Annotated in this window: 14 protein-coding genes and 1 tRNA gene; 8 read left to right on the forward strand and 7 right to left on the reverse strand. The window is 55.3% G+C overall.

What is annotated here, in order from left to right; all coding sequences use genetic code 11:
• Positions 1–28: 28 nt before the first annotated feature.
• Entirely contained in the window at positions 29–1,711 is a 1,683-nt protein-coding gene (locus VO84_RS15115) for a serine hydrolase domain-containing protein (RefSeq protein ID WP_058188404.1), read from the reverse strand.
• Between the two features lie 231 nt (positions 1,712–1,942).
• On the opposite strand from VO84_RS15115, the gene VO84_RS15120 reads away from it, so the two are divergent.
• Positions 1,943–2,437, forward strand: coding sequence for a hypothetical protein (locus VO84_RS15120; RefSeq protein ID WP_157439907.1), 495 nt, complete (start codon positions 1,943–1,945; stop codon positions 2,435–2,437).
• A gap of 81 nt (positions 2,438–2,518) precedes the next feature.
• Positions 2,519–3,544, forward strand: coding sequence for an arabinofuranosidase catalytic domain-containing protein (locus tag VO84_RS15125; protein ID WP_058188406.1), 1,026 nt, complete (start codon positions 2,519–2,521; stop codon positions 3,542–3,544).
• Positions 3,545–3,583: 39 nt separating this feature from the next.
• Here VO84_RS15125 and VO84_RS15130 read toward each other — a convergent pair whose 3' ends face one another.
• Entirely contained in the window at positions 3,584–4,855 is a 1,272-nt protein-coding gene (locus VO84_RS15130) for a PAS domain-containing sensor histidine kinase (RefSeq protein ID WP_058188407.1), read from the reverse strand.
• Positions 4,856–5,134: 279 nt separating this feature from the next.
• Between VO84_RS15130 and VO84_RS15135 the strand changes: the two genes are divergently transcribed.
• Positions 5,135–7,045, forward strand: a complete 1,911-nt coding sequence (locus VO84_RS15135) for a winged helix-turn-helix domain-containing protein (RefSeq protein WP_082662006.1) — start codon at positions 5,135–5,137, stop codon at positions 7,043–7,045.
• A 21-nt stretch (positions 7,046–7,066) separates the two neighbouring features.
• On the opposite strand, the gene VO84_RS15140 is transcribed toward VO84_RS15135, so the two are convergent.
• Positions 7,067–7,975: a VOC family protein gene (locus VO84_RS15140; protein WP_157439908.1), complete on the reverse strand. Its 909-nt coding sequence runs from the start codon at positions 7,973–7,975 to the stop codon at positions 7,067–7,069.
• A 296-nt stretch (positions 7,976–8,271) separates the two neighbouring features.
• On the opposite strand from VO84_RS15140, the gene VO84_RS15145 reads away from it, so the two are divergent.
• From VO84_RS15145 to VO84_RS15165, 5 genes are all read left to right on the forward strand, one after another.
• The gene (locus VO84_RS15145; RefSeq protein ID WP_269431427.1) at positions 8,272–8,931 is read left to right on the forward strand and encodes a hydrolase; all 660 of its coding nucleotides are present in this window, start codon (positions 8,272–8,274) and stop codon (positions 8,929–8,931) included.
• 73 nt (positions 8,932–9,004) lie between these two features.
• A complete protein-coding gene (locus VO84_RS15150) occupies positions 9,005–10,816 on the forward strand; it encodes an amidohydrolase (RefSeq protein WP_058188410.1) in 1,812 nt (603 codons plus the stop codon).
• Positions 10,817–10,865: 49 nt separating this feature from the next.
• Positions 10,866–11,126 (forward strand): DUF1427 family protein, encoded by a 261-nt coding sequence (locus VO84_RS15155; protein WP_058188411.1) that lies wholly within the window; start codon positions 10,866–10,868, stop codon positions 11,124–11,126.
• An 8-nt stretch (positions 11,127–11,134) separates the two neighbouring features.
• Positions 11,135–12,556, forward strand: a complete 1,422-nt coding sequence (locus VO84_RS15160) for an alginate export family protein (RefSeq protein ID WP_058188412.1) — start codon at positions 11,135–11,137, stop codon at positions 12,554–12,556.
• A 223-nt stretch (positions 12,557–12,779) separates the two neighbouring features.
• Positions 12,780–14,159: a glycoside hydrolase family protein gene (locus VO84_RS15165; RefSeq protein WP_058188803.1), complete on the forward strand. Its 1,380-nt coding sequence runs from the start codon at positions 12,780–12,782 to the stop codon at positions 14,157–14,159.
• A gap of 324 nt (positions 14,160–14,483) precedes the next feature.
• On the opposite strand, the gene VO84_RS15170 is transcribed toward VO84_RS15165, so the two are convergent.
• The 4 genes from VO84_RS15170 to VO84_RS15185 form a co-directional block, all read right to left on the reverse strand.
• Positions 14,484–14,559: transfer RNA gene (locus VO84_RS15170), tRNA-Ala, on the reverse strand.
• 53 nt (positions 14,560–14,612) lie between these two features.
• On the reverse strand, positions 14,613–17,042 hold the full coding sequence (locus VO84_RS15175; protein WP_058188413.1) for a hypothetical protein: 2,430 nt from the start codon (positions 17,040–17,042) through the stop codon (positions 14,613–14,615).
• Entirely contained in the window at positions 17,039–17,812 is a 774-nt protein-coding gene (locus VO84_RS15180; RefSeq protein WP_058188414.1) for a DUF3142 domain-containing protein, read from the reverse strand. Before VO84_RS15180 ends, VO84_RS15175 begins: the two co-directional genes overlap by 4 nt.
• Positions 17,813–17,883: 71 nt before the next feature.
• Positions 17,884–19,161, reverse strand: coding sequence for an EAL and HDOD domain-containing protein (locus VO84_RS15185; protein WP_058188415.1), 1,278 nt, complete (start codon positions 19,159–19,161; stop codon positions 17,884–17,886).
• Between the last annotated feature and the right edge of the window lie 90 nt (positions 19,162–19,251).

A 19,251-nucleotide genomic window follows, 5' to 3' on the forward strand; every position in this document is an offset into this window, starting at 1 on the left:
ACTCCAGCCGCAAGAGGCGGCTTTCATTTTATTTGAGTTTTGCGAGAGCCGTCCGCGCATGTTCGTTCGTCGGGTCTAGCGAAAGCGCCCTTTCGTAATTTGTCTTGGCTGCTTTCGTATCGCCGTTTACTTCGTAAGCCTCGGCAAGGCTATCGAAAGCATTGGACGACGAAGGATGCTCCTTGGCGTTGAGTTCGAACACCTTGATGGCATCAGCTCCCTTGTGGTCGGCGTACAAAACTCGGTAGCCGAGCGTGTTCAGCTCTCCTTCAGAGAGATCGTAATCTTGGATCGATTTCTGTTTTAGCGTCTGATAGGTGGCGAGGACGCCAGCTATCCCGGAGGATCGGTATACACCCTCCAACTCCACTGCTCCGGAGCGCTTCGGATAGGTGAACGGCGACCCATCGAGAATGTTATTGATCGCGGCGCTAATCTCGATCCTCTTGCTGTTCCCTATGTTTGTGAGCATGATGACGACGCGACGGTTCGCGAGCCGTCGCTCAAAATAGGCTCTGAAGCCGGCCGTGCTCCCTGTGTGCCAGACTCGTTTACCTGGTCCGGTATCCTCGATATTCCAGCCTAACCCGTAGGTTGTGGATCCCTTCCGCACCGTTGCTGGTGTGAACATCTCATCAAGCGTCGTCTGAGTGACCAGACTGCCACGGTACAAGGCTCGGTCGAACAGATAGAGATCTTCTACCGTGGAGTACATCCCTCCATCCCCTGTGACAAACTCGGCATAATCATCGAGGTCCCCGAAATCGTTATAGGCCTTAGCCGTTCCGCGAGTTTTCTGTCCTTCGTGTGTCAGAACGAATGTTTGCTTCATCCCGACCGGCTGCAAAATGCGCGTACTAAGAAACTGGGGGAAGGGCATCCCCGACGCCTTTGCAACCGCTGCTCCGAGCAATACGTAGCCCGAGTTGCTGTAGCTATATTGTTGTCCTTGTGGGAACTCAAGGTGATCGAGCGTGCGGAGTGCGTGGAGAACCTCCTCGGTCGTAACGTCAGGATGTTCAATGTTGGTATTTCCATAGTCAGGAATACCAGAGGTATGGTTGAGGAGCTGCCTAATGGTCACGCTCGCAATAGGCTCCTTTAGACCATCGACGTATTTCGAAACCGGGTCGTCAAGCCGAAGAGAGCCATCTTGTACAAGCATCATTATGGCAAGCGCTGTAAAAGGCTTCGACACAGATGCGAGGCAGGACTGCGTTTCAGTCGTGAACTTCGTCCCGGCTGGGCGATCAGCTTGACCAAAAGCTGCCTCGTACAGAATTCCATTCTTGTCGCCAACCAAGATCGCACCATTGAACTGTCCGCGTTCGTGCAAGGTGCGCAAGAAGTGATCGATTTCCTGCCTGGAATCATCGCTGGACGAATGAGGAACGCCACAGACGCCAGGTAAGCCACAGGCAAGAAAGAGGACCGGAAGAGCCAGACGAAACCACCAACGATTCCGCCAACCGTTGCATACGCATTCCGAGACCATAATTGACTGATCTCCTTGATCCGGGTACGCAGGGAGTCTTGTCTTGGTTCCGGGGTTTTCGCCGCTGTAGAAGGGATAGTGGGCGATGCGGAGGCCGCCGGATGGATTCTGGGATTGCGCTAAATCACCACTAAACTCATTGACGCGATGAGCATCTCGCGGCGAGTGTGGCACATTGAACTGGAGCCAGCATATCGGTTTATCCAGCACTTCCATCCGCGAAATAATGTGCAAGGTGCGAAGGTTTTTGTATTTAGAATAAGCGAGTTAGAAACTATTTTGCACCGGCCCCTTTGACAAGAAAGGCGGAGGCAAGGGAATCGGGGGTGTGAAATCCGGTTTCTTATTCCCGCGTTTCGGTCGATTCTCGAACGGGCAATTTGCCGGTTCCTGGCATCCAAGCGGACAGAGGTATGGGATATGAACGTTGAGCTAGCTGAGGAACTGGTGGATGCGCTGGGATCGTCTCTGGAAGATCTCGAAGCCAGTCAGGCCGCCCTTATTCAATTTCTGAAAGATCAAGGCATCGTTACTGATGAGCAATTTGCCGCTTATCTAAAGCAGGCCGGCAAGGCGAGCAGCGTGAGGTGGCGTGCTGCCCGCGTCAGGCTCCAGCACCTTATTGAGGGTGAAAAGGCAAGAGAGGAAAAAGCTGCCGAAGAGAAAAAGCGAGAGGAGCAGGAAGAAGAGAAGAAAAAGAAGGAAGAGAAGGCTCCCATGAGTGATGGCGGCGACAGTGCCGCACCGAGGTCTGATCCGCCGAAGGACAACGCTTCCGCGCAGCCTGATCAGGCCAAGGACGATGCCTCAGCGAAGCTGGATGCGCCAAAGGATAATGCCGCTCCTCAACGTGAGCAGGCTAAAAACGATGGAGCCAAGGCGGAAGGGCAAAGCGCCGATGCGCAATCCAATTCCGCGAAAGATAAAACGGACCAAAAGTAAAACCTCAGGTGGATGCCTGAAGGCGCGGAACCTCTGTTGAGGTGTAGAATTGCGCCGATTTGATTTGCGTGCGGAGGCTCGATGCTTATTCGGAATCGTCGGCTCACTTTGGTTCTTGGATTGTTGTGCTTCTTTTCACTCATTCCTGTTCAGTCGCAGCCGAAAGCAACTGCGTCGAAAAAGCCTTGTGATATTTATCAGGCCGCGCGTACACCGTGCGTGGCTGCGATCAGCACTACTCGCGCACTGTACTCGGCTTATTCCGGGCCGCTGTATCAGGTGACGCGCGAGTCCGACAAAACTACCAAGGATATCCGAGTCCTTCCAGATGGATATGCAGATGCGGTCAAGCAGGATAGCTTCTGCGCGAAGACGGCCTGTACGATCACAAAAATTTACGATCAATCCCCGAGACACAATGACCTTACTGTTGCTCCTGCGGGCGGGGCTGCTCGTGGCAAAGGTCCAGATGGCCAGGATCTGCCCGCAGTTGCAGATGCACTGCCGATCATTGCTGGCGGGCACAAGGTATATGGCGTTTATATTGCGGCGGGAATGGGCTACCGGAACGATAAGACCTCAGGCATTGCGGTGAATGGGCAGCCTGAGGGAGTGTACATGGTTAGCTCGGGCACGCACGTCAACAGCGGATGCTGCTTTGACTTTGGAAATGCCGAGACGAACAACCTTGATAATCGTTCGGGTCATATGGACGCGATCAGTCTGATGTGTGACAAGGACAATGCTTGCAATCCACATGTTGGACTCGATATGGAGGACGGAATCTATCCTCCTTTTCCGGTGCCTGCGAAGCTGGCGTTTGTAACGGCTATGGGCGCAAACGATGGCCAGCACAAATATGTCCTTTACGGGGGTGACTCACGGAAGGGCAGTCTCACCTCAACTGGATGGATTCCTTTGCCGCCCAAAGGATACTCGCCGATGAAGCAGGAGGGGGCGATCATTCTCGGCATTGGCGGAGATAACAGTAATTCGTCTATAGGATCGTTTTTTGAGGGCGCTATGACAGCCGGCACTCCATCTGAGGCGACAATGAAAGATGTGCAGGCCAATATCGTTACAGTGGGGTATGCGATTCCCCATTAGCAATTCCGCGAGTCACTGCAGAATATGAAGAGCTGCGGATCAGCCTGAATCGCGCACATTTGAGCGCCGGGCAACATTCGATCCCGAAGTCTCCGAGGTACTCGCCTTACCTCGATTTCGATTCGGATTTCCATTTACCGGCGAGAGCGGCAGGGCTACATTGAACTTCGCGCCGCCATCCGGGCAGTTCTCCGCCCAGAGCCGCCCGCCATGCGCTTCCACAATCGAGCGTGACACCGCCAAACCAATCCCCATACCCTTTTCCTTTGTCGTCACAAACGCGTCGAAGATCTTTTCCGGATCATTCACTCCTGGACCATTGTCGATCACTTGTATGACGACTTCGTTCTGATCTGTTACGGCTGCCCGCACTTTAATCAGCGGAGGAATTGGATAGTTCTCCAGAGCTTCAATCGCGTTTGAGATCAGGTTGATGAAGACCTCTTGAATCGGTATGTGGTCTACGGGGATTTTGGGGAGATCGAAGGGCCAGTCGATCTGGATTTCAGGCTTATTGGGATCCTCCTGTACCAGGCGAACAGCCTCTTTCAGCATGTCCAGTATGCTTGTTTCCTTCTTAAGGACGGGTTCCTGTTTGAAGAGTGCCCGGATATATTGCATGGTTTCGTCTGCTGCGCGTGCGTCTCGTATGATTCGCTCAATCGACTTATTGGCTTCTGTGATGTTCGGCGTGGAGGCGTTTAACCACCTCCGGGCAGCCTGTGCGTTTCCAAGTATCGACGTAAGCGGCTGGTTCAGCTCATGAGCGATGGAAGCTGCGAGTTCCGCGACGGCCGCCAGGCGTGAAGCCTTGGCGAGCTTGATACGCGTGTCGCGAAGATGATCCTCTGCGCGTTTTCGCTCATCGATGTCAACCGAGAGTCCGTACCACTGAATAATCCTGCCATCCGAATCACGGAGGGGCTCACCGCTTGCGTGATGCCAGCGATATTCTCCATCTCTACGCCGTAAACGGTGCGTTGCGCTGTACGGCTCCCCAGTCTTGATTGCCCAGAAAAATGCTTTTACGGTGTCTTCGAAGTCGTCAGGGTGAATAAAACACTTCCAGCCGAGGCTCAGAAAGTCCTGGTATGAGAGGCCGCTATATTCGAGAACCCTTTGATTGAGGTGAGTGATTTCTCCCGTGGGGGATGCCGACCAAAGCATCGAGGGAATGGTTTCGAATTGCTCCTCGGCTCTCTTCCGGTCATCCATGTCGATATTCGAGCCATGCCATTGGATGATATTTCCGTCTCTATCCAATCCAGGCATTTTCTGGCTTTTGGGGAATTCGATCGTTTGCCCTGCCATGTGTCCGACCTCCCCAAGCGTTAGGGGTCCCTGTAGATTGGTTCAACGTTCTATTCTTCGCTTGCCAGTGCGTCGAAAAGCCAATGGCCGCATTTTGCAGGAAGGATGGCGGGAAGTCCTTTAGGAAACTCTGAAAAAGAATGAAAAACTCTGAAGGCTCATCCTGAAGGGCTTAATGGCGCTGTAGTCTTCTTGCAAGGAAAAAACTGGCGTTTTATTGCCCCAGCAGAATAAGTAAATTCAATCAATAATGGTCACTGTACCTCACTTTTGGGTCTTATGGCACACAATGTGTATCGTTTCGGAGAGTTCACGCTGGACCCTCGGCGGCGCACTTTATTGCGTGGTGAATCCCCTGTAACTCTCACCCCAAAGGCTTTTGACGTCCTTTTCTTTCTCCTCAAAAATCCCCACCGCCTGGTCAGCAAGGAGGAATTGCTTCGAGCTGTGTGGGGAGACACGTTTGTCGAAGACGGGAATCTGACACAATACATCTCACATTTGCGCAAGGCTCTGGGGGACAACCCAGAAGACGCTCGATTGATTGTGACGCTCGCTCGCAAGGGATACCAGTTTGCCGGAGACGTTGCTGTTGCCCAAGTAGAACCTGCCACTGAAGGCGAGGATACGGCTGCTGGGACTGAGGGATTGCGAACGGATGCGCCGCCCGTCTCTGATTTTTCGAAGATAGAGGTGGTTCCTATCAAGGCGAAATCCTGGCGCAAAGTGATGGTCGTTGCTTCTTCGATCCTGCTTTTGGCGTTGGTGGGCTATATGTTCTGGCGGCACTCTCAGTCCACGACACAGCTCAAGACGGGAAGGGTCATGCTCGCGGTTCTGCCGTTTGAGAATCTTACGGGCGATCCCGGTAAGGAGTATCTTGCGGACGGTCTGACCGAGGAGACGATTTCGCAGCTGGGTAGGCTCAACCCGGAACAACTGGGTGTGATCGCGCGGACATCTGTGATGGGATACAAGCACAAGGACGAACGCCTGGACCAGATTGGACGCGATCTTTCTGTGCAGTACGTGCTGGAAAACAGCCTTCGCGAAAGCGGAGACCACATACGCCTTACGGCGCAGCTTATCCAGGTGAAGGACCAGACTCACCTGTGGTCACAGGATTACGATTATCCGGCGAAGGACATATTGGATGTCGAAGACAATGTGGCCAAGGCGGTTGCGCACGAAATCGGGGTGCGTTTGACTTCGCAACAACAAGCAGCATTGGGTCAGTCACACCCAGTCAATCCGGAGGCTTTAAATGCCTATATGGAGGGCTACTATTTTTTTGAGCGGGACACCAGCAATGATGCGGATATGGCAGCAAAGTATTACGAACGAGCGATACAACTTGATCCTTCGTATGCTCTGGCCTGGGTGGGGTTGTCTCGGATACGCAACTGGCAGGTCAATATAGACGTTCTCCCCGCTGAGGAGGGTCACAGGCTTGCGCGTGAAGCGGTGGAGCGAGCTTTAGCGTTGAACCCGAACCTGGCAGAGGCGCACGCCCAAATGGGACGGATTCAGCAACAGGCAGACTTCGATTGGGCTGGAGCGGATGCTTCCTTTCGGCGGGCGATTGTTCTCGAACCCGGAAATCCCGAGTTTGTCAGACTGGCGGCTGGATTGGCGGAAGATCTCGGCCGCTTTGACGAAGCTCTTCAATTGGCTCGACGGGCCGTGGACCTTGATCCGCTCAATGCAGACAGCTGGGCGGTTCTTGGAGAGATGGAATATTTTGACGGCCGGCTGGATGAAGCCGCAGCGCATGCCAAGAAGGCGCTGGAGCTGAGTCCCGATGTTTGGCCGGGCCCTATCCTGTTAAGCAAAATCTATCTCATGCAGGGACGGCCACGCGATGCCCTGTCTGAGATTGAGCTCGTACGCTTTGACTCCGCACGTGAGGGGTTGAATGCGATTGCGTACCATGCGCTTGGTCGAGAAAAAGAGGCGGACGCGGCATTGAGGGAGTTAATTGCAAAACACCATGAACCGGTGGTTGTCGCCCAGATCTATGCTTGCCGGAACCAACCAGACAAAGCGTTTGAATGGCTGGACCGGGCTTATGCTCAACGCGACACTGGTCTCGTTTCTGTGAATTTGGACCCCTTCCTCAAGAGCTTGCACAACGATCCGCGATTTGCCACGCTGCTGAAGAAGCTGAACCTGCCGGCGTGGCATACGTAGCAGGCTTCTGGATAAGGAGCACTACTTACTTATCTGGTGGATCTCTGCAACATATCCACCTGGGAACTGGACGACGGCAGCGGCGCGCCCACTCGAGGAATATGGCTGAACAAGAATGTGGACGCCCAGCGACTCAGCCTTTGCGAGCGTATCTGTCAGGGTTGAAACTTCATAACCGGTTATTTCCCATCCATACGGATAGGGCAGCTGGCCATCGGTAACCAAGACTGTGAGCTTGCCGAAAAGCGATTCGACGCGAACACGCCGGAAGGTGTCATGTGGCCCGCCGATCTCAATTCCGGACGCGTGAGGATCATCGGAAGCGATCTTGCCATGAGAGAAGGCAAGGAAGCCTTTCAGGAAGGCGTCAGCGCGAACGGGCGAAACATAGACGCGGTTCTCGGGAATTGTCTGCAACGCTGCGTATGAAGGCTTTGCTGTATGCCAGTAGAGCTGCATGTTGATTCCGCCTGGCCACTGAATGACTGCATCGCGCCCGATGGGATCAGGGAACGGAGCGACGAGGACATCGGCTCCAGCGGACTTCGCTGAAGCGACGGCACTGTCGAGATCAGTGACAAGATAGCCGGTCCTTTCCGCGCCGAAGGGATGCGGAATGGGAGTCTTGAATCCAAAGAGCGACACTGTGCCTGCCGGCGTTTGCAGAAGCTGCGAGCTTGTACTGCTTGGAGTGGGCGTGACCGTTACGACGACTTGCTTTGTGCTGGCGCCTCCGAAGGTGCCAAGGAAGGCCTTCACGAAGGCGTCCACGTTTTCCGGCGCGACGTAGACGTGCGTTGTGTCGTATTGCGGGCCGACGGCAACAGCGCGTGTCGCTTGTGCGGGGCGCGTTTCTGACAGAGCAGATGAAGCACAGAAAACCAAAAGCATTGCGGCGCTGAAGCGAAACGTAGAATGCAGTGCTCTCATCGGGATCTCCTCACGACGCTGTGGTTCCGGCTTCAGGGATCAACATGCCATGAGACTACCAAACGAATTGCATTCCGTGGAGGGATGCAATTAGCAGAAACATGTAATTTCGATGTTCTTTTCCTGTTGCTACTATCGCGTTCGTTGACTGTGGCCATCGATGCGAGATGCGTCAGTGTCGAATCGTCACGAGATTTTCGACTGCGCTGAGGCAAGAACCGGCGAGCTATTTCAGGAATATGTGAAAAGAGCGGGAGGAACCATGAAGCTGAAACCAAGAAGCGAAAAGGGGGCTGCTGACTCCGGACAACTGTGTCATTACGCTCATTGACCATCAGCCGCAAATGTTGTTTGGCGTCACCAGCATCGACAGGCAATCTCTGATTAACAACGTTGTTGGCTTCGCCAAGGCCGCGAAGATCTTTGGCGTTCCCCTTATCTTGAGCACAGTTGAAACGAAGTCATTCAGCGGAAATATCTGGCCTCAATTGCAGGCAATTTATCCCGATCAAACACCGATTGAACGCAGCACGATGAACTCCTGGGATGATGAGAAGTTTGTGTCTGCGGTGACGAAGACGGGGCGCAAGAAGATTGTGATCGCTGGTCTTTGGACGGAAGTGTGCGTGGCATTCCCCACGATTCAGGCAATCCACGACGGCTATGAAGTGTATGTGGTTGAGGATCTGTGTGGCGACCTGGATGAGAAGACCCATTTAGCAGCGATGCGGCGGGTGGAGCAGGCCGGAGCGAAACCTGTGACCTGGATTCAGGTGATGCTCGAGTGGCAGCGCGACTGGGCCGAGAGGGATACGTACGACGCAGTGATGGATGTGGTGAAGCACCATGCTGGCGGATACGGTATGGGAGTCGAATATGCCTACACGATGGTGCATGGCGCTCCGGGCACTGTTCATCCTGGTTGGGAAGTCCCTGCGGAACAGGTTCACGCCTAGCGGGCTTAGACCGGGGGCCGGTCGATCGGCCGGCCCCTGGTCTGCAGACAAGACCATACACGCAGAGGCATCCATGGGAAATCTGAAGATCTTTCATAATGGCAAGATTGCGACCAATTCAAAGCCATATTTCGCCGAGGCCATTGCTGTCGAGGACGGGAAGATCTCTTCGGTGGGGCGGAACTCCGACGTTCTTCGTTGGAAGAAAGCTGACACGGGGACGATTGACTTGCGCGGTCAAACAGTCATTCCCGGGTTGAATGATTCGCACCTGCATATTATTCGGGGTGGTTTGCATTACAACCTGGAGCTTCGATGGGACGGAGTGCCTTCATTGGCCGATGCGCTGCGGATGCTGAAAGAGCAGGCGGCGCGCACTCCGGCGCCACAGTGGGTGCGTGTTGTCGGCGGATGGAATGAATTTCAGTTTGCTGAGCGGCGTATGCCCACGCTTGACGAAATCAATGCGGTTGCTCCGGAGACGCCGGTCTTTGTTTTGCACCTTTACGATCGCGCGTTCCTGAATGCGGCTGCTTTGCGTGCTGTGGGATATACGAAGGACACGCCCAATCCTCCGGGCGGAGAGATTCAGCGCGATAAGAAAGGCAATCCTACCGGCATGCTGATCGCGCGGCCAAATGCGGGAGTTCTTTATTCCACGCTTGCCAAAGGGCCGGTCCTTTCGTTTGAGGATCAGCTCATTTCGACACGACACTTCATGCGTGAAATGAACCGCCTTGGCGTAACCAGCGCAATTGATGCGGGCGGAGGATTTCAAAATTATCCTGACGATTATGGCGTGATTACCGAGCTGCATCGCCGCAACCAGATGACTGTGAGGGTTGCCTATAATCTCTTCACGCAACGCCCCAAGCACGAACTCGATGACTTCAAACGATGGACCGGCAGTACCAAACTTTACCAGGGAGACGGCACACTCCGGCTGAATGGAGCAGGTGAGATGCTGGTGTTTTCAGCTGCGGACTTTGAAGACTTTCTGGAGCCGCGACCGGACTTGGGCGGAGTGCTGGAAAGTGAACTGGAAGCAGTCATTCGCCACCTTGCGGCAGCACACTGGCCGTTCCGCCTGCACGCGACTTATGACGAATCCATAGAGCGCTTTCTGAATGTTTTCGAGAAGGTGAATGGCGATATTCCGTTCAAGGGATTGCACTGGTTCCTGGATCATGCGGAAACAATCAGCGATCGCAACATAGAGCGAGTGGTTGCGCTGGGTGGCGGCATTGCTGTGCAACATCGCATGGCATTTCAGGGCGAGTATTTTGTGAACCGCTATGGTGCTGAAGCGGCGCGAAGGACGCCGCCCATTCGAAGGATGTTGGAGCTGGGATGTCCGATAGGAGCTGGAACAGATGCGACTCGCGTTGCCAGCTTCAATCCATTCGTGAGCCTCTACTGGCTGGTGACTGGAAAGACGGTTGGTGGGCTGGAACTGTACCCGGAGAAGAACCGGATGACACGAGAAGAGGCGCTGCGGCTTTACACGGAAGGGAGCAGCTGGTTTTCTACCGAGGATGGTACGAAAGGCGAACTATCCGAAGGCCAGATGGCGGACTTTGCCGTGTTGACCAACGACTACTTCAAGATCCCGGCCGAAGAGATCAAGAATCTTGAATCTCAATTGACGGTGGTGGCAGGAGAGATTGTTCACGCGAGCCACGACTTTCAGCCTCTGGCGCCGCCGCCACTGCCGGCAGCGCTGGACTGGGCTCCAACCGCACATTATGGGGGGTATCATCAGGTAATCCCCGCCACCGCAGCGCCACACGTTCATCGCTGCGAAGGGCACGCATACCCTACGCCGAATCGGCACAAGTTAGGGGAAGCGATCTGGGGATTGGGATGCGATTGTTTCGCATTCTGACTGAATGCGTTTCGTGAACCGCAGTTCGCGAGAGCCGGAGAAAGAAGCGATGAAAGGTCTACTCATATCATTTGCAGTTGGAGCATTTGTGGGCCTGCTCTATGGATTCATCAAGGTGAAGAGCCCCGCACCACCCATCATTGCTTTGCTAGGATTGCTCGGCATGGTGATAGGTGAGCAGGTGGGTAGTTGGGTTCACACCAGGAATGCCAATGTGGCTCACGCAGCAGAGACATGCCTTTCCGGAAAGTGCTGGGATGCACCTGTCAAGGTGACAGAACGCGTTTCCGATTCATCTCGAGCCGAGTGAGAAGTTGTTTGACCAGGTTTCTTGGTACGACAGCCATACTTCTGTTTGTCGGGTCAGCGTTTCCTGCGCTGCGAGCACAGCAGATTGCGCCCGCACCGGCCCCTGATCGAAGCTACAAGCTGATTCGATCGGATGAGGACTGGAACTTTTTGCGCAATAAGGATGTGCGCGACGACTTCTGGGACCCGATCAAGTACATTCCGCTGCGGAAGACGGACAGCAATTGGTTTGTGACATTGGGCGGTGAAGCGCGCGAGGTCTGGGAACAGATCGGGAACGATAACTGGGGCCAGTCGCCTTTCTGGAACGGCTATCTCAATGAGAGATACATGGTCTATGCCGACCTCCACTATGGGCCTCATGTCAGGACTTTCTTTGAACTGAAGAGCGGGATTAATTCGTGGCGCGCGGGTGGGCCGCGGCCTATTGATGAGAAGAGGCTGGATTTTCAGTCAGGATTCCTGGAGGTTGGCGGTGCGACTTCATGGGGATTGGTGCAGGTGAGAGCCGGGCGGCAGGAACTGGAGTATGGCTCTGGCCGGCTTGTGGATGTGCGCGAAGGTCCCAATGTGAGGTTGAGCTTCGACGGGTTTCTGCTGCGTACCAAGACCCATGCGTGGCTGGTGGACGGGTTTGCTATGCGGCCTGACGAAGACAAGCCGGGATTTTTCGACAACGCTCCGGATCACACCGTAGGCTTCTGGGGCGCGTATGCGACCGGTTCTATTCCTGACAAAATGCAGTTGGATCTTTACTACCTCGGGCAGGATCGGAAAGACGGCGCATTTGAGAGAGGGACGGCGCGTGAGGTTCGCCATTCCTTCGGCGCGAGAGTGTCAAGGCCCGTGGCCAGTGAACGTCCGGGCTGGGATTTTGATGATGAAGCTCTTTGGCAAGTTGGCAGCTTTGGAGCGGCAGATATTCGCGCATGGACCGTTGCAACGGAGACGGGCTATAGGATTCCCACGATTGCGTTGAAGCCGCGGTTCAGCGTAAAGGCTGATGTCTCGAGCGGAGATCATCCAGCGACGAATACGCTGAGCACTTTCAATCCGCTCTACCCGAAAGGGAATTACTTCGGGGTCCTGGCGACAACAGGTCCTGGCCCAATCAACTTCATTGACGTTCATCCTCACGTAGAAGCATTTGTTCCGCACGATGTCTCGTTGTCCTTCGACTGGATCTTTCAATGGAGACAGAGCCTGGACGACGGTGTTTATGCTGTACCCGGATTCCTGATTAGAGCTGCGGATGGTAGCCGCGCACGATTCGTTGGAAACAGGCCTGGCACTGAGATTCGATGGCAGGCGAATCGTCACTTGTGGTTTCAGGGAGACTACGGAATCTTTTATGCGGGCCGTTTTCTCAAGGAAACACAGCCGGGGCGCAATCTGAACTACTGGGCACTTTGGGCGGGCTATAAATTCTGATATAGGTGGAGGTGAGCGAGGTGGAACCGCTAGCGGTTCCACCTGACGTATTCAGGGAGTACGCATGATGTGTAGAAGGCTGACTATAGAGTATTTGCAAGTTTCAAGGCAATTCAGATCTTTCGTCCGGTTGGTACTTGGCGGCTCCACATGTATCGCCGCGATCACTTCCTTGTATGCACAGCAGACGGCCCAGATCAAGATCCAGTGGGATAAGACTGTGATGATCTCAAAGTCCACACCGACGTTGCAGGTGGTTGTGAATCCACTTTTGCGCCCCGGAGAACCCCTGAGCGCGGCCTCCTATAAAGCACTCAAGGAGTTGGGAGCAGACTATGTGCGTTACGTGCCCTGGCTTCCATATCCCCGACTGGCAGTCGCCGAGTTGGAGCCGCCCACTCCGCAGAAAACTTCGTGGGATTTTAGTGTGATTGACCCAATGACCAAGGATTTTTTCGCGGCAACGGAAGGGCATTCCACGGTCATGAACTTCAGTACGATGCCAACCTGGCTCTTCAAGACGGATAAGCCAGTTACGTATCCTGCAGATCCGAACGCGCCATTCTGGAACTACACGCAAGGCACAGAGTTGCGCGATCCCACCGGAAAAGAGGTTTCTGACTACTACGAAAGGCTTGTGAGTTGGTATGTCAAGGGCGGATTCACGGATGAGAACGGAGTGCGTCATGAGTCCGGATATCACTACAAACTGCCTATCTGGGAGGTATTGAATGAGGTAGACGCAGAGCACTCCATGACACCGGAGGACTATACCAGACGATACGACTTCATCGTCGAAGGAATTCATCGTGCCAGCCCGACGACCAAGTTCATGGGCCTGGCGTTGGCAGCGCCCAGAGACCGTCCTGATTTCTTCGAATATTTCCTGAACCCGGCAAATCACAAGCCAGGCATTCCGTTGGACTACATCTCCTACCACTTCTACGCTACGCCCACACGCTCCCAGACCATTGATGATTGGCAGTACACCTTCTTCGATCAAGCAGAAGGATTCCTCAGCACAGTTCGTTACGCCGAGAGCATCCGCAAGCGGCTATCACCAACGACGAAGACAGATCTCAATGAGCTAGGCGTGATTCTCCCAACAGATAACACTGCTGCGGACAAGGTTCCACCGCCTGCCGGTTACTACAATCTCGCCGGCTCACTCTATGCTTATCTGTATATCGAACTGTTACGGCTCCAAATCGACGTCATCGGCGAATCGCAACTGGTGGGTTACCCGACACAGTATCCCAGCGTGAGCATGATGGACTGGATAACGAACAAGCCCAATCCACGTTTCTGGGTACTCAAGCTGATCAAGGACAACTTTCATCCTGGAGACAAGATAGTCGATACAAACCTGGGAGGACCGGCCTCCGGCGAAGTCGAAGCACAGGCTTTTATCACGCCTGCCGGTCACAAATTGCTGCTCGCAAACAAGCGAAACCAGGCGATAGAGATCAAATTTCCAGATGCTCAGAATGCCTCTGCGCTAACGGTGGATGAGTCGACCGGTGACGAACCACCGGCCAAGATGAAGTTGGTTGACAGCAGAATCGTGTTAAATCCATTTTCCGTGATGGTGATTAGCTGGTGATGTTCAATCGTTCGTTGCGCTATCGACCGGGAGTGATAGATCACCCGCGTGGTATGACGATGCTATCTGCTGTTGCATGGACCGTACTAAATTTCGATATTCGGATTTGTCGCCCCCAAAAGGATGCGAGTCAAGAGTGGTAAATGCAAGCCGTCTTAAAGTGCCGTTCGCTTAAGATTGGGTGCCGTATGAGCACTCAATCGAGAGCTGAATCATAGCTGGAGTTATGCCGCGGAATGGGCGGCTGGATGAGAGGAGGATTCTTAATGGCCTCAGATTGGACCCGGATCGTTGGAACGAGTGTCTCTAAGTTATTGGTCTGATTGGTGGAGCTGAGCGGGATCGAACCGCTGGCCTCCTCGTTGCGAACGAGGCGCTCTCCCAGCTGAGCTACAGCCCCACGAGACTCATTTGATTTTAACAGCGATGCAGCGCTTAGGCAAAGACGCCGGGCTAGAAATAGTACGGCGTCTTTGCTGTCCAGGGTGAGTTTGGGAAGTTCTTGTGCAGAAGCTGGAATGCGGCTTTGCTGGTGGGGCTGTGGGACGAGGATTGTGGTGAGTTGTTTGGGTTGGGTATGGTTTTGGCACAGCCGTAGCGAGTGGCGCGGACTGTGAGGTGAAGCGCTTCGGGGAGGTTGGGGTCAGCCGGGTTTGTTTTGGCGTAGTCCAGGACTCGCTGTCCGAGAAGGTCTGCTGAATCCGGGAGCTGTTTGAGACGGACGGACTCAGCTGCGGCTTGCTGCTGATCCTGCGATGTAAGGATGCCGGAGGGTGGAGGCAACGCGGGTGCGGGCATTTCTGACGTCCAATAGCGCTGATTGAGCCATGAGGGAAGGCCGGAGGGTGGAGTGGACGCATTCATCTGACCGGGATTCCTTGTGGGCTGGCACCACCAGTTGTCGCTGTAGTTATCGAACTCGCTGTAGCTGGCAACGCGTGCGATACCTGGCTCGAGATAGGGACGGATGCCTTCATTGCGGAGGATGGCGAGCGTGGCGGGTAGGCCGATGCCGGTAGTTGCGGTGATGCCAAGTGATTTTGGCAGAAGCGGGGCGAGGATAGCGGCGGATTTTGCGTCTTCGAGCATGATGGCGCGGGTCCAGGCGATGATGGCGATGTTTTGACGCAGATGCGCGGGCATGATGGGTGATTGTGCGGCTTCAATCAGGCGGATTAGTGGGGTTTTCTCATTGAAGATGGTGGCTGCGTCGGCGTCGAAGGTGAGAGCGTGGTCAAGCTCAGGGCAGGGAGCGGGCTTGGTTTTGCCGTCGAGTACGACGCCTGCGCGCGTGTTGCAGAAGCCGCGCAGATTGTCCGCGGCCTGTGAGCCGGATTCGAGCGCGGTGCGTGGGGCGTAGGTGAGGAACTCATTGAAGTCGCGGGCGGCGGAGAGGCGTTCCGCGAGTAGCGCATTGCGCCATGAGTCAGGCGTGCTGGATTTGGTTGCGGCGAGGGCGGGATCGAGGAGTGCGCGGGCTTCGTCGAGATGATTGAGTTCGAGGAGCAGACGCACGCGATGGTAGAAGACGGTTTGATAGGCCGGTGACGTGGAAGGGATGGCTGCCGCGGCGGAGAGAAGCTCGGGGATGGCGGCGGAGTCGAATTTGACATTGGCATTTGCGATAGCGACGACTAGCCAAGGGAGTGCGTGGGATTGCTGCCAGTTGGTAAGCATGGTGGAGGTAGGCGTAGGGCCGCGCCATGCGGCGATCCACTGGATGAGTGCGGGTTGCGGGGCGGAGTCCATCTGAAGATAGTTCGGCTTGTCTTTCTGCGGAGTGTTGAGGGCTCCTTTGATGAGGATCCAGTTGAGGTCGGCGAGGTTTTGTGCGAAGTGCGGATCGTGTGCGGGGCCGGTGAGCGCGGCGGAGATTTCGGCGATGCGCTTGGCGAGTTCAGTGCGGATGCGGATGAAGTTGAGCTCGGCTGTGATGGCTTCGCGTGAGGGGACTGGGTGAGGCTCGGCCAGTAGGGATTCGAGCATCTGCTGGGCTTGTTTCATGGTGGCGGGATCGAAGTTGGCGAGATCACCGCTGTATGGGTCGGTTGTCTTGCCCGTCGCGAAGGCTTTGCGGACTGTGGCGCGGGCGGCGAGGTATGTGCCCCAGTCGTGCCAGGGAGAATCTTTGTCGCCGGCTATGGCTGTGAATTGCTGGGCGGCTTCGTCGTATTTTTTCGCGTAGAGATTGGCGGCGGCGATCTGGTAGGCGCGGTCGGCGCGGAGAAGTATGGGTGAATTGGCTAGTGCGGGGGAGGGAATGGTTGTAGTTTGACCATTGCAATTTGAGAAGACTGTATCTTGTCCGCGAATCCAGTCGAAAAGCGCCGGACTGGAGTTGCCCCATGTGGCGGCACGCTTGCGAAGAGTTAAGAGGGCGTTGGCATACGCGGGATCGGGGCAGTTGAGGTAGTCGCCCTGGAAGATGATAGCGCCTGCTGCATTGGTGAATCGGTCTGGCTGACTTGGATCGATTGGGTGGGCTGGTGCGCTGGCGGGCAAAATTTCGTTGCGAGCCTTTCGCCACTGATTCGGAGGCAGCTCTGCTGCAGCGGTTTTGTCGGCCTCTTCCTGCGCGGTGTATTCCTCATCCGTGGCTTCATGTGGAGAGGGCTTAACAACAGATTGCTCCTTTGCATCGAGTGTGCCGCCGTTGAGATAGCGATACGCGATGGCGTATTCGTCGGAGTCGAAGCCGGGCTGAATAATGCCTAATTGGCCCTTGGCAAACGCAGCCAGGTTGTCGGGCATGGTGTTGCGGATGAAGACCTCTGGCTCAAAGAAGGGGCCGCAGGCTTCTACGCGGCCGTTGGGTGAGAGCAGGGCGGCGAGGGTGAAGGCGGCGATGGCCAGGGTGCGGCGGCGGTTGAGGGTGGCGTTCACGGGAGTCTCCGGATGAGGTCGGCGGGCGAGTCTTTTTGCCAGCCGTTGTCGGGAAAGATGTAGAGGCGTTTGCCTGCGAGATTATCGGGCCAGGGTTCGGTGGTGGAAAGGCCGACGGAGCCTAAGCAGAGTGGTTCGCGGATGTTGTAGGTTTCGAGATCGCCGGGATGGCGGCCGGGTTCCATGCGGAAGAACATGGGGACGGCTTCATCGGGTCTGGCTTCCGGAGGCAGGGTACGGAGCCAATCGTCTGCACTACACCAGGAGGCCAGCGCGGTGATGGAGAGCGGGAGATTTGCCGGGAGTTGACGGCGGAGGTCTGTCAGCAGGGCGCGATAGAAGGCGCGCTGGGAGCGGGTGGCGTCGAAGTCGATTTGCAGGGCGGAGATGCCGGGTTCAGCAGCAACTTCGAGGAGTTGGCGGACAACTTCAGCGCGGTTTGCATCACTGAGATCGACGTAGGGCAGAGTTTCTATGCGGACGACCGGGATGCGTGAGGCTATGGCAGGAATGATGAGTGTGTCGCGTCGAGGTTGGCTAACGACAATGGAGCCGATGGTGAGGGTGCGATCGAGATAGGCGATGGCGAAGCGATGCGTGTCGAGGGTGTGGAGGTCTTCACGACGTTCCCATGCCCAGAGGGTGACGCGGGGAAGGGCTGAGAGGCGGGAATGGAAGTGCGGCAGCGCGTCTGAGCGCACGCAGAAGGCGCAGAGGAGGGCGGCTGCAGCGAAGGCGAGATCGTGAGCGATGGATGTGCGGCGCGGCACGGTGGTTGCAGTACAACAATGAGGCAAGTGGGGCAGGAAATCAAGAGGAAGGTTACGCCGCCGCATTCTCGTTATGTTCTGGCGAGGATGCCGTCGGTCCACAGAGTTGCCATGTTCAGGGTGTGCTCTAAAACATGGGGTTCAAATCCGTGAGTGGCCGCAAGTGCGTCGCAGCGCGCGAAGTCTCCGTGTTCGTGGCTTTCAAGCCATGTGAGCGGGGAGCGATGATTGTTCTTTTCTCCCAGGAGTGCCGCTTGAATGGACGCCGGCAAAGAAAGAGGTGCAAGCGCTTCTTCCATGGGGATCTGGAGCATGGCATCGAGAAGACTGAAGAGGCCGAGCAGGTACTGCGCTGTTGGTTCGAGATGGCAGAGCAGAGCCGTGGTCTCACAGAACCGCGCGCGCAAGAGAGCCATGCGCAGGATCTCAGGGGAAGGCCCGGTGTTGAGCTCAACGGTGATTGCAAGAGTAGCCAAGCGGCGGAAGAGGTCTTCGCCCATGACGAGCAAGGCTGTGGTGATGGATGTGACCTCTTCCCTCAGGCCGCAGGCTGCTGAGTTGACGTACTGAAACATCCGGTAGGCGAGGGCTGGTTCCGATTTGATGATTTCACCCAGTGCCTGCATATCCATTGGATCTTCCTGAAGCCGGCGCATGAGCTGAAGATGCACCAGATGGTTGGAAGGCACGGCATTCTTGCGGATGAGCGCAGGTTTGCAGAAGTAATAACCCTGAAAAAGTGTGAAGCCTTCCTCGGCAGCTTCCTCAAACTCCTCGCGGGTTTCCACTTTTTCCGCCAGATACTCGCCCTTGAAATGGGTTAGAGCTGAAATGAGAGTTTGCCGGTCAGCAGCGGGCGTGCTGCGAAAGTCCATTTTGATGAAATCGGCGACTTCAACCAGGGGATCGATAGAAGGGCTGTAGATAAAGTCGTCCAGCGCGATTTTGTAGCCTTTTTGCTGTAATCGAATGCAAGCTCGCACGACGTCTTCGGTTACTTCGATATCCTCGAGCACTTCGAGAACGGTGGATGAGGCAGGCAGTAAGAGGATGTATTCGCTTGAAAGCGTGGCCGCTGTGCAGTTGATAAATGCAGGTAGCCCAGCGGTCAGTTTTTCCAGTCCATAGACCATTGCGTTATCGATCATGGTCAGGCTTGCGGCGTCTCCTGATCCATCGAATGCGGAGAGGTTTGCGCTTCTGAAGAGAAGCTCATAGGCTACGACGCGTCCTTGCCCATCGAGGATGGGCTGGCGCGCGAGATAACGCATGACGCCGGAGGGCGATATAGCGGCAGCATCGTGGCCTTCAAGGCCGGGAAACGGATTGCTGCCACGATGCGACTGCATGTGTTGTATATCGGGAGGTTTTGGGAGCTTCTTAAGCGTTTCGGCGATTTTCTGTGGCTCGGGTCGTGAAATTAGCGAACCAGGGGGCCG

The organism is Occallatibacter gabretensis (assembly GCF_001449115.1).
Taxonomy (GTDB): domain Bacteria; phylum Acidobacteriota; class Terriglobia; order Terriglobales; family Acidobacteriaceae; genus Telmatobacter; species Telmatobacter gabretensis.

What these genes read in the sequence shown, in the direction of transcription:
- VO84_RS15140 (WP_157439908.1), bottom strand. Translation starts at nt 7,975, where the DNA reads ATGAGAGCACTGCATTCTACGTTTCGCTTCAGCGCCGCAATGCTTTTG.
- VO84_RS15165 (WP_058188803.1), top strand. Translation starts at nt 12,780, where the DNA reads ATGATCTCAAAGTCCACACCGACGTTGCAGGTGGTTGTGAATCCACTT.
- VO84_RS15135 (WP_082662006.1), top strand. Translation starts at nt 5,135, where the DNA reads ATGGCACACAATGTGTATCGTTTCGGAGAGTTCACGCTGGACCCTCGG.
- VO84_RS15155 (WP_058188411.1), top strand. Translation starts at nt 10,866, where the DNA reads ATGAAAGGTCTACTCATATCATTTGCAGTTGGAGCATTTGTGGGCCTG.
- VO84_RS15130 (WP_058188407.1), bottom strand. Translation starts at nt 4,855, where the DNA reads ATGGCAGGGCAAACGATCGAATTCCCCAAAAGCCAGAAAATGCCTGGA.
- VO84_RS15115 (WP_058188404.1), bottom strand. Translation starts at nt 1,711, where the DNA reads ATGGAAGTGCTGGATAAACCGATATGCTGGCTCCAGTTCAATGTGCCA.
- VO84_RS15150 (WP_058188410.1), top strand. Translation starts at nt 9,005, where the DNA reads ATGGGAAATCTGAAGATCTTTCATAATGGCAAGATTGCGACCAATTCA.
- VO84_RS15125 (WP_058188406.1), top strand. Translation starts at nt 2,519, where the DNA reads ATGCTTATTCGGAATCGTCGGCTCACTTTGGTTCTTGGATTGTTGTGC.
- VO84_RS15185 (WP_058188415.1), bottom strand. Translation starts at nt 19,161, where the DNA reads ATGCAGTCGCATCGTGGCAGCAATCCGTTTCCCGGCCTTGAAGGCCAC.